12 protein-coding genes are annotated in these 13594 nt (G+C 66.8%); 8 read left to right on the top strand and 4 right to left on the bottom strand.

The features are described 5' to 3' along the window. Positions 1 to 18: 18 nt before the first annotated feature. The 5 genes from FHW84_RS10050 to FHW84_RS10030 all read left to right on the top strand — a co-directional run bounded on the left by FHW84_RS10050 (position 19) and on the right by FHW84_RS10030 (position 4387). Positions 19 to 987 (top strand): ABC transporter ATP-binding protein, encoded by a 969-nt coding sequence (locus tag FHW84_RS10050; protein WP_167255008.1) that lies wholly within the window; start codon positions 19 to 21, stop codon positions 985 to 987. Next, positions 984 to 1760: an ABC transporter permease gene (locus FHW84_RS10045; protein WP_167255006.1), complete on the top strand. Its 777-nt coding sequence runs from the start codon at positions 984 to 986 to the stop codon at positions 1758 to 1760. The genes FHW84_RS10050 and FHW84_RS10045 overlap by 4 nt, the downstream gene beginning before the upstream one ends. Before the next feature lie 5 nt (positions 1761 to 1765). Continuing rightward, entirely contained in the window at positions 1766 to 2485 is a 720-nt protein-coding gene (locus FHW84_RS10040; protein WP_167255004.1) for a pseudouridine synthase, read from the top strand. Positions 2486 to 2584: 99 nt separating this feature from the next. After that, complete coding sequence (locus FHW84_RS10035) at positions 2585 to 2899, top strand: metalloregulator ArsR/SmtB family transcription factor (RefSeq protein ID WP_167255002.1); 315 nt, start codon at positions 2585 to 2587, stop codon at positions 2897 to 2899. 84 nt (positions 2900 to 2983) lie between these two features. Then, positions 2984 to 4387, top strand: a complete 1404-nt coding sequence (locus FHW84_RS10030) for a DUF2867 domain-containing protein (RefSeq protein ID WP_167255000.1) — start codon at positions 2984 to 2986, stop codon at positions 4385 to 4387. Here FHW84_RS10030 and FHW84_RS10025 read toward each other — a convergent pair. Genes FHW84_RS10025 through FHW84_RS10015 form a run of 3 tightly spaced genes read right to left on the bottom strand, consistent with a single transcriptional unit; the run spans position 4382 to position 8828 of the window. Continuing rightward, entirely contained in the window at positions 4382 to 5086 is a 705-nt protein-coding gene (locus FHW84_RS10025; RefSeq protein ID WP_167254998.1) for a c-type cytochrome, read from the bottom strand. The genes FHW84_RS10030 and FHW84_RS10025 overlap by 6 nt on opposite strands. Positions 5087 to 5096: 10 nt before the next feature. Then, positions 5097 to 7709, bottom strand: coding sequence for an MtrB/PioB family outer membrane beta-barrel protein (locus FHW84_RS10020; RefSeq protein ID WP_167254996.1), 2613 nt, complete (start codon positions 7707 to 7709; stop codon positions 5097 to 5099). Between the two features lie 12 nt (positions 7710 to 7721). Beyond that, positions 7722 to 8828, bottom strand: a complete 1107-nt coding sequence (locus tag FHW84_RS10015; protein ID WP_167254994.1) for a DmsE family decaheme c-type cytochrome — start codon at positions 8826 to 8828, stop codon at positions 7722 to 7724. Between the two features lie 220 nt (positions 8829 to 9048). Here FHW84_RS10015 and FHW84_RS10010 point away from each other — a divergent pair, with 220 nt between their 5' ends. Next, complete coding sequence (locus FHW84_RS10010) at positions 9049 to 10002, top strand: LysR substrate-binding domain-containing protein (RefSeq protein ID WP_167254992.1); 954 nt, start codon at positions 9049 to 9051, stop codon at positions 10000 to 10002. Between the two features lie 130 nt (positions 10003 to 10132). Further along, complete coding sequence (locus tag FHW84_RS10005; RefSeq protein WP_167254990.1) at positions 10133 to 11059, top strand: DUF2167 domain-containing protein; 927 nt, start codon at positions 10133 to 10135, stop codon at positions 11057 to 11059. Positions 11060 to 11157: 98 nt separating this feature from the next. Here the strand turns inward: FHW84_RS10005 and FHW84_RS10000 are convergent, their stop codons facing one another. Beyond that, the gene (locus FHW84_RS10000) at positions 11158 to 11859 is read right to left on the bottom strand and encodes a helix-turn-helix transcriptional regulator (RefSeq protein WP_167254988.1); all 702 of its coding nucleotides are present in this window, start codon (positions 11857 to 11859) and stop codon (positions 11158 to 11160) included. A gap of 374 nt (positions 11860 to 12233) precedes the next feature. Between FHW84_RS10000 and FHW84_RS09995 the strand changes: the two genes are divergently transcribed. After that, the gene (locus FHW84_RS09995; protein ID WP_208399734.1) at positions 12234 to 13589 is read left to right on the top strand and encodes a Fic family protein; all 1356 of its coding nucleotides are present in this window, start codon (positions 12234 to 12236) and stop codon (positions 13587 to 13589) included. Positions 13590 to 13594: the final 5 nt, after the last annotated feature.

Below are 13594 nucleotides of genomic sequence, written 5' to 3'. Positions count from 1 at the left end.
GCCCCTTCGGTGCAGCCCATGCCCACCCCGCCATCCTCATCCGCCCCCGCCCTCGTCGTCGACAACCTGCGCAAGACCTACGCCAACGGGGTGGAAGCCCTCAAGGGCGTCAGCCTGACCGTGGAACCCGGCGACTTCTTTGCCCTGCTCGGCCCCAACGGCGCCGGCAAGTCCACCCTGATCGGCATCCTGTCCTCCCTGGTCAACGCCAGCGGCGGCGACGCGCGCGTGTTCGGCGTGTCGGTCAACCAGCAGCGCGGCAAGGCCATGCAGCTGATCGGCCTGGTGCCGCAGGAAATCAACTTCAATGTGTTCGAGAAGCCGTTCGACATCTGCGTGAACGAGGCCGGTTTCTACGGCATCCCGCGGCGCATCGCCACCGAGCGCGCCGAGAAGTACCTGCGCGAGCTGCGCCTGTGGGACAAGAACCAGGAGCAGGCGCGCACGCTCTCCGGCGGCATGAAGCGCCGCCTGATGATCGCCCGCGCCATGATGAACGAGCCCAAGCTCTTGATCCTCGACGAGCCCACCGCGGGCGTCGACATCGAGATCCGCCGCTCGATGTGGCAGTTCGTCAGCGGCATCAACGCGGCCGGCACCACAGTGATCCTCACCACGCATTACCTGGAGGAAGCCGAGCAGCTGTGCCGCAACATCGCCATCATCGACCGCGGCACCATCGTGGAGAACACCACCATGAAGCGCCTGCTGTCGACGCTGGACTCGGAAACCTTCGTGCTCGACGTGTCCGGCGTGCCGGGCGAACTGCCCGCCCTGCCCGGCGTCAACCTGCGCCGCCTGGACGACCACACGCTGGAAGCGGAAATGTCCCGCGCCCACGACCTCAACTCCATGTTCACCGCGCTGTCCTCGCACGGCGTCACCGTCACCTCGATGCGCAACAAGACCAACCGCCTGGAAGAACTGTTCGTGCGCCTGGTGGAGCAGGGCCGCAACGCCAAGTCCGCGCAGGAGCAGGCCGCATGAATGCCACCGGCAACCTCGTCGCGCTGGGCACCATCGTCCGCCGCGAAATCGTGCGCATCCTGCGCATCTGGACGCAGACGCTGATCCCGCCGGCCATCACGATGACGCTTTACTTCGTCATCTTCGGCAAGCTGATCGGCAGCCGCATCGGCACCATCGAAGGCGGCTTCAGCTACATGCAGTACATCGTGCCGGGCCTGGTGATGATGAGCATCATCACCAACAGCTACGGCAACATCTCCAGCTCGTTCTTCGGCGCCAAGTTCAGCCGCGCGGTGGAGGAGATGCTGGTGTCGCCGATGCCGAACTGGGTGATCCTGCTGGGCTACGTCACCGGCGCGGTCACGCGCGGCATGATCGTCGGCGCGCTGGTGCTGGTGATCGCGCTGTTCTTCACCCACCTGCAGGTGGTGCACCCGCTGATCACCTTCGTCTCGGTGCTGCTGGGCGCGACCATCTTCTCGCTGGCCGGCTTCGTCAATGCGGTATACGCGAAGAAATTCGACGACATCGCCCTGGTGCCGACCTTCGTGCTCACCCCGCTCACGTATCTGGGCGGCGTGTTCTATTCGGTCAACATGCTGGCCGAGCCGTGGCAGAGCATCTCGCGCGTCAACCCCATCCTGTACATGGTCAACGCCTTCCGCTTCGGCGTGCTGGGCGTGAGCGACGTGAACATCGGCGTGGCCTTCGTGGTGATGCTTCTGTTCGTCGGCGGGCTGGCCGCGGTGGCGCTGCACCTGCTCAAGCGCGGCGTGGGCCTGCGTTCGTAACCGGCATGCGCGTCAACAAGTACATCAGCGAGGCCGGCCTCTGCTCGCGCCGCGAGGCGGACGAGCTGCTGCTGGCCGGACGCGTCACCATCAACGGCGAAGTCGTCAGCACCGGCGCCAAGGCGCTGGAAGGCGACGAGGTGCGCGTGGACGGCGAGATCGTCAAGGCGCGCATCCTGGCGGCGACGCCGGCGGCGAAGCGCGCGGTGTACATCGCGCTGAACAAGCCGGTGGGCATCACCTGCACCACCGACCAGAGCGTGTCCGGCAATATCGTCGACTTCGTCGACCACCCGCAGCGCGTGTTTCCGATCGGCCGCCTGGACAAGGACTCGGAAGGCCTGATCCTGCTCACCAGCAACGGCGACATCGTCAACGAGATCCTGCGTTCGGAAAACAACCACGAGAAGGAATACCTGGTGGCGGTGAACAAGCCCGTCACCGATGCCTTCCTCGCCGGCATGGCCAAGGGCGTGCGCATCCACGGCCAGCTGACCAAGCCGTGCCGCACGCGCAAGATCGCCAAGTTCGGCTTCGCCATCGTGCTGACCCAGGGCCTGAACCGGCAGATCCGCCTGATGGCCGCCGAGTTCGGCTACCGGGTCACCCAGCTGCGCCGCGTGCGCATCGTCAACGTGAAGCTGGGGCACCTGAAGCCGGGCCAGTGGCGCAACCTCACCGAGGCGGAACTCAAAGGGCTGCTGCCCAACCGCACGCAGTGGTGAGGTCTCTTCCCTGCACACTGCTTGCTTGAACCGGGCCGCTTGACGCGGCCGGATTCCGCGGCTATATATTTAGCAACTTCGTTAATTGCTTAAGAGCTGATGGCCGTCGACCTGTTCTTCGAAGCCCTGGCCTCCCGCCCCCGGCGCGAAATCCTGGCCTATCTGTCGGCCCAGGAGCTGACCGCGGGCGAGATCGCCAGCCGTTTCTCGATGAGCGCGCCGGCCATTTCGCGCCACCTGTCCGTGCTGGAAGGCGCGGGGCTGGTGAGCAGCGAGCGGCGCGGCCAGTACGTGGTGTACCGGCTCAACAAGGACAACCTGGTCAATACGCTGACGGGGTTCGCCTTCGAAATCTGTCCCAAGGCCGGACCGTTGAAGCGCGAGTCGCGCCGGCTCGCACGCAAGGAAAGCTGACGCGGCGAAAGCGCCAGCCCAGGGGAATCCAATCGAGCGGTTCGTACCGGTGGTGCCAGCGGCGCCGCCACGGAGAAGTGCGTCATGGCGATACAGACACGCAGCACCGGCAGTTTTCCCACGGCGACGATCGCCTCGCCGCATGGCGGGCTGCCGGTGGAGGTCAGCTTGATCGCGCAGCTCGGGCATGGCGTGGGCGACCAGATGCATGCCAGCGCCTCGGCGCTGCAGCGGGCGCATCCGGCCTTTGTCGACGAGCTGGACGAGCCCTCGACCAAGCTGGGCGGCACCGATTTCGCCAAGGGCGATGCCACCGCGCTGTACACCTTCGCGGTGGGCACGAAGGGACATCCGTTCCATCGCCATGCGGGGCACCGCGTGTTTACGGCCGTCTCCGGCAGCGGCGGCGCGCAGTTGCGCTTCTCCACGGCGACCAGCGCCGAACTGGCCGACGATCCCGCGCACTTCGCGCGCACCCTGCACCACATCGATATTCCGCCGGACTGCATGTTCACCGTGCGCTTCAACGGCACGACCTGGCACCAGTTCGCGCCGCTGGACCCCGCGCACCCCGCGCTGTTCGCCATCTCCTGCCACACCAACGAACTGGGCGGCGAGCTGAGCGAAGCCGTGCGCCAGCAGGTGCTTGCGGGCACCGCCTCGATTCCCTCGCTCACCGAAACCCTGCCCGGCGCGGTGCTGCGCTGGCTGGCCGCCAACCCGCCGGCATCCGAAGACATTCCCACCATCGCACTCGCGCTGGAAGCGGCGCCGGGTTCGCTGCAGAGCCGCCTGTGCCGCGTCGCGCGCGGCATGCTCGGCCGCCTGCGCGGCCTGTGCGCCACCTGCCGCAAGGCCGGCGGCTTTTTGTGGGAATCGCAGGGGCGCCTGCCGGTGCAGGCCATCGAGCCGCCGATGGACTCGCTGCTGCGCGGACAGCTCGAACACAGCCACCAGCACGAGGACATGGTGCGCATCCGCCTGCGCGATCCGGCGCTGGCACGCGCCGGCGCGCCGCGCCTGCTGGCCGGGCTGCTGGACGGCTTCCTGCGCAATCCGCCTTCGAGCGTGTCGCGCATGATGGCGGTGCGCAACACGCTGGTGCGTCCGCTCGGCCTGCGCACTTCGCCGCTGGGCTGCCCGGTGTCCTCGCTGCTCTCGCACCAGGCGGGCGAGACCTTCGACGGCCGCTTCCCGGTGCTCGCGCAAGCCGTGGATGCGCGGCATGCGCAGGTCATCCTGGGCGCCGACGACAAGCACCTGCGCTTCCGCTCCTGCGTGGCGGTACGCATCGTCGACGACGCGCACGTCGAACTCACGCTCGGCACGCGCGTGCACTGCAAGAACCTGTTCGGCGATATCTATATCGGGCTGATCGAACGCATGCACCGCCACCACGTCAGCCCGGCAATGCTGCGGCTGGCGGCCGAACACGCCTTCATGCGCCAGCCCGTGCGCAGCTCGCCGCTGCGCGTGCTGCCGCTATAGCGACTGGATGTAGGCGGCCAGCGCCTGGATATCTTCATCGTCCAAGTGCTGCGCCACGCCTTCCATGATCCTGCCGTTGCTGACGCCGACGCGCTTGCCATGGCGGTAGTCGCCCAGCTCCTGCCCGACATAGAACGCCGACTGCCCCGCCAGGCGCGGGAAGGTGTGCCACGCGGTATCCGGCGCGCCCGACCACGGACTGGCCGGCCCCTGCCCCGCCGGACCATGGCAACCCTGGCATGGCGGCACGCCTTTGGCCGGATCGCCCGCCAGGAACAACTGCGCGCCGCGCGACGCGGCATCGGGCTTGCCCGCCGCCTTGGCCGGCAGCGCGGCGAAGTGCGCCGCGAGGTTGCGCATGTCCTGGTCGCTGAGCGTCGCGGCCTGGCCGGTCATGATCGGATCGCTGCGCTGGCCGCCCTTGAACGCCTTCAGCTGCAGATAGAGATACGTCGCCGACTGGCCGGCGAGGTTCGGGAAGTTCGGCGCTATCGCGACGCCTTGCGGACCATGGCAGGCGCCGCAGACGGCCGCCTTGGCCGCGCCGGCCTTCGCATCGCCATGGACCGGCGGCTGCGCGCGCACGTCGAGCATCGCCACCGGCTTCGCGGCAGCGCTCGCCGCGGGTGCCGGCGCGTCCTGCGCGAAGGCACACGGCATCGCCAGCAAGGAAACCGCGAGCGAAAGTTGGCGGATCATCGCGGCCTCCTTACAGCTTCACGTTGAACAGGGCGCCCAGCATGGTCACGCCGTAATGGTGCTGCGGCCCCTTGTCGGTATAGATGCGCTGGCCATAGCTCAGCGTCTGGTCGAACCCCAGGTAATGCCAGTCGGTGAAGCTGCCGGTTTCGCGGCGGCCGAACAGGCGCATGCCGAAGCGGCGGGTGAAGTCGAAGTTGAAGCCCAGGTCCAGCGTATTGCTGCGGTACTTGTTGTCCGGGAAGGCGTTGCCCGCCGCCGTAGCCGCATCCGGTGCGCGGTAGGCGAGGGCGCCGATGGTGGCGTAGCTGTAGCCGACGTGGCCGAACGAGCCGCTGTAGTTGTAGCTGAGGTCGGCGCGCACGCGGCCGAAATCGTGGGTGAGGGTGAAGCCGGCATTGCTGTTGCGCTCGCGGTCGAATTCCCACCACTGGTTGCCGTACGGATACAGCGGCCCGCCGAGATTCGGGTTGGTCTGCCCCGGTGTGCCCAGCGCCGCGCCGGCCGCGCCGCCGTCGGAGTCGCCCACATTGGCAATGCCCATATGCGAAGTCTCGATGCCCAGATACGCGCTGGCGGTAGTGCGCGCGCCGGGCTGCCAATCCCACTGCAAGGTGGCGCCGTTGCTGCGCGTGTCCTGGCGGCCGATCGGCGTGGCGTACTGGTCGCGGTTGCCGTAGAAGGTGGCGGAAACCGTGGTGGCGTCGCCGAACGGATAGGTGACGATCAGCCGCGCCTTGCTTTCGTTGCGGTCCGAGAGATCGTACTTGCGCATGTCGGCGACCGTATGCGCGGGCAGGCCGTTGGCAGGATCCATAAAGCCCGGCAGCGATTCGGAGAAGAACTGCGCATAGGGATCATAGTTGTACGGCCCGCCGCGTCGGCGTGCGTATTCATAGCTGGCGCGCAAGGTCGCATCGCCGAACGAGCGCGACATCCATGAAATCTTGATGCGGTGCTCGTCCACCCGCTTGCGTTCGCGATACTTCGGTTCGTTGTGGTCGAAGGTATAGGCCACGCCCAGGCTGTTGCGCCGCCCGAACTGCCAGTCGCCGCCCAACTCGAACAGCGTGTCGTCGTAGCCATACGGCACGTTGCGCACGGTGACATTCGACGACCAGTACAGCGGATTGCGCGGATCGAAAATGCCCACCTCGCCCGGCACGATGCTGCCCTGCGAGCCGTTCTCCGAGATATAGCCGTACTGCCCCGTCTGCGGGTTGTAGGCGAGATAGCGCGTCTTGTTGTCTTCGCGATACCAGCGCAAGCCGGCATGCCAGCCAAAGCTGGACGACGGATGGAAATTCACCCGCGCATCGACCAGGCCGGTATCGATCCGCGCATTGGCATTGCGCTGCGACAGCGCGGCCGGCGTGTTCCAGTCGGCGCAAGGCAAGGTGTAGTTGGGGCCGCCGATCGGCGTCATGTCGACACCCAGCACGCCGGCGCAGGTCACCGGCGGACGCAGCGCTGCGTTCTGGCGCATGGTGCCCCACGCGGCGGCAACGCTGAATTGGCCGTTGCCCTTCAGCTCGCGCGACAGGTCCAGGCGCAGGTTGTGGTAGTCGTTGTCCGGCTCCAGCGAGAACTCGCCCTGGTAGATATTCGCCACCTGCGGCACGCCCACCACGTTCTGCAGCTGGAACGGGCTCTGGTAATCCAGGTAGTCCTTGTGGTTGCGGAAGAACGAGCCGGTGTACGTGCCGACGAAGTGCCACACCCTGCCCACCTTGCGCAACGACAGGTTGACGTCGGTGGTGGAGAAATCGACCGGCCGCACCGTCTCGTTGATGCCGCCCTGCAGATCGTTGAAGGCGAAGAACATCGGCCCGCCCCACAAACGCGTGCCCTTGCGTTCCTCGTTGCTGATCGCCGCGGTGCCGATCCAGCCGCGGTACAACTCGCCTTCCAGCGACAGGCCGCTGCGGGTGCGGGTCAGTCCGATGCTGCGCCTCGGCACGGCCGCGGAAGCAGCGGCGATCTGTGCAGGCGTGCTGGCGCCGGGTGTGAGCGAAGCGGGCAAGGTGAGGTTGCTGCTACCGATGCCATTCCAGATCGGGAAGGCGTTGGTCGACACCGTATGCGGCATATCGCGGTAGAACGCTTCGATCCGGTAGCTGCCGTATTTGCCGGCGCGCAAACGGTAGTACTGGTCGTCGGCGCTCAATCGGCTGGCGCGGAACTCCACGTATTCGCCGGTGCGCCGGTTGTCGAACATCAATCCCAGATAGCCCAGCGCGAAGCCGTTCTTCCAGTCGCTGTACTGGCGGAAGAATTCCGCGTTGCGGTCGCCGTTGAGGTGGATATAGCCGAGCTGCAATAGTCCGCGATAGGTCCAGTCGCTGCCCGGCGCGACAGGCGTGCCGTCATCGGCCTGCGGCGGATACGGATATGGCACACCGGTGGGCGTGCGCTTCATGCCCGCATGCAGCCACGACATGCCGTTTGAGAGCAGCCCGTCCTGGATCCCCGCCATCATCGGCGTCCACCCGCGCGGATCCAGCGCATTGCCGTACTGCATGTCGCCCACGCGCATGGTGTCGCTGCCGTCCGCCACCTGCGCGGAAGCGGCGCCCGCCGCCAGGCCCGGCAGCGCGAGGAGAAGGAGCTGGAGCTTGCGCATCGTCCGCCTCCCTCACTTGTGGAATTTCGGTCCGGACGGGTTGTTGGACCCGTGGATATTGGTGTGGCAGGTCAGGCAGCCGCGGCCCATGATCCGCTCGTCCGGCGACACGCCATTGCCCAGGCCCGCGGCGCTCTGCAGGTCGTTCGGATGCTGCGTCATGGTGTGGCACTGCTGGCACAGCATCGGGATCGGCGCCACCAGCAAGGTCTGCTGGTTGGAGCCGTGCACGTCGTGGCAGTTGAGGCAGTTCTGCCGCACCGGCGCGTGCTCGAACAGGAAGGGGCCGCGCTTTTCGGCGTGGCAGCCGTAGCAGGTCTCGTTGACCGTGTCGGTCTTCAGCAGCGGCTTGGTGATGGTGCCGTGCGGGTTGTGGCAATCGGTGCAGGCGACCTGCCCTTCCGGCAGCGGCATGTGCGAGCGGCGGTTGAACTTGGCGCGGATGTCCTGGTGGCAGCCGCTGCACACTTCGTTGATCGACGGCTTGGCCAGCACGCCTTCGGGCGACAGCCGCGCCATCGGGTTGTGGCAATCGCTGCAGGAAAGGCCGCGGTTCTCGTGCACCGACCCCAGCCAGTGCTGCCGCGCGCCGCCGGCATGGCAACCGAGGCAGACCTGCGTCTGCGCCTGCACGGGCGTGCCGCCGTCGTGCGTGAAAGCGATGATCGAGCCTTTCGCCGCGGGGTTCTTCGCGTGCAGCGAGCCGGGGCCATGGCAGGTCTCGCAAGCTGCCTGCGGCCCGCTGTGTGCCGCGCCGACACGGAACGAAGCGACATGCAGCGAATGCGAGGCCTGCACGTTTTCCAATGCGTGGCAGGCCATGCAGGTCCTGGCGCCGACAGCATCGGCGTCGGGCGCCAGCGGGTTCTTCGGGATGGGGGCCGAATCGAACGGCGTGGCGGGCGAGTCGCTGACGGGACGCAGATGCGGGTCGCGGTTACGCGCATCGTTGGCGCCCATGTCGGTGGCCGGCAGCATCCGCGCGATATCGCTCTGGCTCAGGCCGGACGACCCGGCCGGGGCCGCCTGCTGCGCCTGCGCACCCGGTGCCGGCAGCGCCGCCAGCAGCCCGATGGCCGCGCAAAGCAACGTCCCTGGCAGAAACGGGAACACACGCATGGCGTAACCCCATTGGCTAGCGTGATGCGCCGGCGTGTCGTCCCCTGTGGCCGGTGCCGCCAGGAGTATTCACCCTCGCCCGAACGGGAATAAGCCCTCGCGCCGAAAATGATTGTCCAAGGCGCGAGAACAATCGCAGCCTGTGGCGACGCAACATCGCGCCGCCAAAGCTTGCGGTAGCCTGAAAAGCGGGGGCTCATCCCGCGACGGGAGCCGGGACATGCAGGATCTCAACGACATCCTCTATTTCGTGCAGGTCGTCGAGCACGGCAGCTTCACCGCCGCGAGCCGCGCGATGGGCATGGCCAAATCGCAACTGAGCTTCCGCATCGCGCGGCTCGAGGAACATCTGGGCGTGCGCCTGATCCAGCGCACCACGCGGCGTTCTCACGTCACCGACATCGGCCGCCGCTACTACGACCAGTGCTGCCTGATGCTGGCCGCCGCCGAGCGCGCGCAGGAAGTGATCGACGATGCGCAGGCCATTCCGCGCGGACGCCTGCGCGTGGCTTGCCCGGTAATGTTCGCGCAGCTGCTGCTGGCGCCGGTGCTTGTAGGTTTCCTGCGCCGGCACCCGGATGTGCAGGTGGATCTGGATATCTGCCATCACCAGGTCGACGTGGTGGCGAACGGCTACGACATCGCTTTCCGCGTGCGCGCGTCGGTGCAGGATTCCAGCCTGGTGGTGCGCAGCTTCGGCATGGATCCGCAACTCCTGGTGGCCAGCCCCGAACTGCTGCAGCGTGCGGAGCCGCCGCAGCAACCCGCCGACCTGCGCCATCTGCCGAGCGTCAGCGTGCTGTCCTGCGAAGGCCGCCATTTCTGGACGCTGCTCGATGCCGCCGGCCACGCGCAGCGCGTGGAGCATCACCCTGCTCTGGTGAGCGACGACCTGCAGGTGCTGTATCAGGCGGTGACCGGCGGGCTCGGCATCGCGCAGTTGCCGCGCTTCATCTGCCGCGAGCCGATCGCCCGTGGACAACTGGTCCCGGTACTGCCGGCATGGAGCCTGCCGCCGGGCAACGTGCATGCGGTGTATCCGTCACGCCACGGCCATACGCCGGCGATGCGCTGCTTCATCGATTACATCGCCGAGCACCTGCCGGATGCGCTGGCGCGCGTGCAGCGCGGCGTGCCGGGCGGCGACGTGAAACCGCTGCTGGCGGTGGCCTGAGCCGGCATGGGGCTGGCAAAAACCTGCCCCTCCCTGCAAGAATTCACGAACCATCGCGCCGAAGGGGGAGCGATGGACGCGCGCCGGCACCGGACGCACCCATATCAACGGACGATTCCAGGGACTACACATGCAAAGCAAATTCCTGCCGGCACTCGGCCTGCTGGCCGCCTTCGCTTGGACCTCGCCGCTGCTCGCCGCGCCGGCCGACACGCCGGCCGCCGAAGACAGCGTGCCCGCCGAGGCGCAGGCCTTCCTCAAGTCGCTGCACCCGGCCACCGGCGACGTGGTGGTGCCGGGCGCGCAGGCCACGCTGAAACTGGACAAGGGCTACAGCTTCCTGCAGGCGAAAGAAGCGCAGGACGTACTCACCCGGCTGTGGAACAACCCGCCGGACCAGGACGTGCTGGGCATGATCCTGCCCAGCGAGAACATGAACGTGCTGCTCGACGACAAGGCCTGGGCGGTGGTGGTGACCTTCGTCGACGAAGGCTATGTGTCGGACGAGGACGCGGCCAAGCTCGATTACAACCAGATGCTCAAGGACATGCAGGAGGCCAGCAAGGACGAGAACGCCGAGCGCCTCAAGCAGGGCTATCCGGCGATCGAGCTGGTCGGCTGGGCCGAGCAGCCGCATTACGACGCGGCTTCGCACAAGCTGTACTGGGCGCGCAATCTCAAGTTCAAGAAGGCCGACGGTTCTTCCGACGGCGCCTCGCTGAACTACGCCATCCGCGTGCTCGGCCGCCGCGGCTATCTGTCGCTCAATGCGGTGGCGCCGATCGACCAGCTGGCCCAGGTGCGCGCAGACATGCCCAAGGTGCTGGAGATGACCGAGTTCAACGACGGCGAGCGCTACACCGACTACAACTCCAAGACCGACAAGGTCGCCGCCTACGGCATCGGCGCGCTGGTGGCCGGCGGCATCGCGGCGAAAGCCGGCCTGTTCGCCAAGCTCGGCGTGCTGCTGCTGGGCTTCAAGAAGGTGATCATGGTGGGCGTGGTGGCGATCGGCGGTTTCTTCGCCAGGTTGTTCGGGCGCAAGAAGGCGCAGTAAACCGCGGAACGTAGGTTGGGGTGAGCCATAGGCGAACCCCAACACCGCCAGCTCCAAGCGCAGCGCAACGTTGGGGTTCGCCTGCGGCTCACCCCAACCTACAACGGGGTGTCCAGCCTCACGCCCAGCGAGGACAGACAACGCAGGCCGTCGGCGCTGGGCACCAGCGCACGGCCCTGCGTGGCGCGGCGCAGCCAGCCCGCATCGAGCATGGCCGACGTCATCGCCACGCCGAGCGGGCCACCCACGTGCAGGCGGCGCTCGGTCCAGTCCAGGCAGCCGCGGCCGTGCAGGCGCAGCAGCTGGCCGGTGGCTTCGAGTTCAAGACCGGCTTCGCTCAGCGCCCGCGCACCGGCGGGCAGCAGGCGCAGGCCTTCGCTGGCCGCTTCCAGGTAATCGCGCGCCAGCAGGCTTTCGCACAGCGCCACACCGAGCTGGCCGGCGAGATGGCGATAGCAGGTGCGCGCGCGGCGCACCGCCGCATCGGCGGACGTCTTTGGCGGCGCGCTGCGCGTGCGCGGCATGGCGAGTGCTTCGAGCATCGCCGAGACTTCATCGTCGGCAAGGCGGTAATAGCGATGGCGGCCCTGAACGTGCAACGCCAGCAGGCCGCCATCGAGCAAGCGCTTGAGATGTGCACTGGCGGTTGCAGCCCCGACGCCGGCCACGCGGGCCAGCTCGCCCGCCGGGCGCGCGGTGCCATCGGACAGCGCCAGCAGCATGGCCGCGCGCGCGGGCTCGGCCAGCAGCGCACCGACTTCGGCGAGCTGGTAGCGGGTCATGGCGGGGGCGTCGGACATGCGGTGCAGTCTAGTCGGGGGAAGGATGCAGACGGTTCGTTCGAGAGCGAAGAGTGGTCACGCGCCATCGCGCCGGACGAGGCCTCGACCGGTCCATCTTTCTGGTTGCCCATGCGGCGGGGAGATGCGGAAATTTGGGACGTGCGTAGGCTTGGAGAGGGAACTGGCGGCTTCAGCGCGTCCCTTTGAGCCCCTCCTGCTGGCGTGATCTGACGCGATCAAGGTGAATCACTTCATAATGACGTGATTGTGACGCAATCCGCCCAAATCACGTCATAATGACGGGGTTCTGATAAAATCACGTCATCGCGGTCGAACGAGCGGCCAATCCACGCTCCAGGCCGGCCTATCAGCCAACGACGGAAACCAGGCCCATGGAAACCAGCCGAGCGCTCGTGCTCCAGGCGATGCATGACCTTGCGGCAGGCGGCAAAGGATGGGCATCGATCACGGAGGTGGCTGCGCAGGCGAACGTGTCCGTATCCACGGCGCTGCGCCAACTCGGCCGGCTGGTCGACAGCGGGGACGTGATCACGGAAGGCAGGGCGCGCGCCACTCGCTACGCGCTCGCCGCCGGGCCGCGCCAGGCTCCTGTCAACCAGATCCATGACCGGCCAGATCCACCGGCTGGAGACATTCCCTGGTCACCCGCTGCCATTGCCCTGTTGCAAAAGCTTGCGGCCCCCATGACGGCGCGCGAACCCGTGTCCTACCGGCGCGCGCTGCTGGACGGCTACAGCCCCGGTATCAGCTCGCTGCTGCCGCCGAAGCTTGCTGCCGAACTCCTGGCCGAAGGCCGATGGCCCGACCAGCAACCCGCTGGCACCTACGCCCGAAAAGTGCTCGAACAGCTCCTGGTCGAACTCTCCTGGTCGTCTTCCAAGCTGGAGGGGAATACCTACTCGCTGCTCGATACAGAACGACTGTTCCAGCAAGGCGCGCACGGCACGGACCAGGATGCCGTCATGCTCTTGAACCATAAGCGCGCCATCGAGTTTCTGGTCGACGACGGTCCGATGCGCGGCCTCACCACGTCGACGGTGCGCAATATCCATTCGCTGCTCATGGATGGTCTGATGCCGGAAGCCCAGCTGGGAACGATCCGCACCACGCCCGTGTACATCACCGGAACCACGTTTATTCCGCTGCAGGTTCCGCATGTACTGGGCGAGCTGCTCGATCTCATCGTGGCGAAGGCGCGTGCGATTCCCAATCCGATCGAGGCGGCTTATTTCCTTTGGGTGCAGATCGCGTACCTGCAGCCCTTCATCGACGGCAATAAACGAACAAGTCGCATCTGCGCCAATATTCCGCTCACCCTTTACAACTGCTCGCCGCTGGCTTTCATGGATGTCGGACGCCACGAGTATGCGCAAGCCATGCTGGGCATCTATGAATTCAACGACTTCAGCGCGGCCACCGACCTGTTCGTCTGGACCTATCGGCGGTCCATCAAGCGATACCGCACCATCATGGAATCCATGGGCTCGCCCGATCAGCTCGCAGTGCGCTACAGGGCAGCTTTGACGTCTGCCATAGGCATGATCGTGGGCGAAGGCGCGACCGTGGGCCACGCGGTTGAAGCCCAAGGCTTGAAGCATGAGGAGGCTGCACCGTTCCGCAGCCTGCTCGAAGAGCGCCTCGATTCGCTGCAGCCATACAACAGCGCCAGGTATCGCATATCGGAGGAACGGGCGCGACGGTGGATCGATGCCGGGCGCCCGAGATAGGTGCA

Source organism: Dyella sp. SG562 (assembly GCF_011759495.1).
Lineage (GTDB): Bacteria > Pseudomonadota > Gammaproteobacteria > Xanthomonadales > Rhodanobacteraceae > Dyella_D > Dyella_D marensis.
The sequence above is the reverse complement of the archived record's forward strand: the minus strand, read 5'-3'. Positions and strand labels throughout refer to the sequence as shown.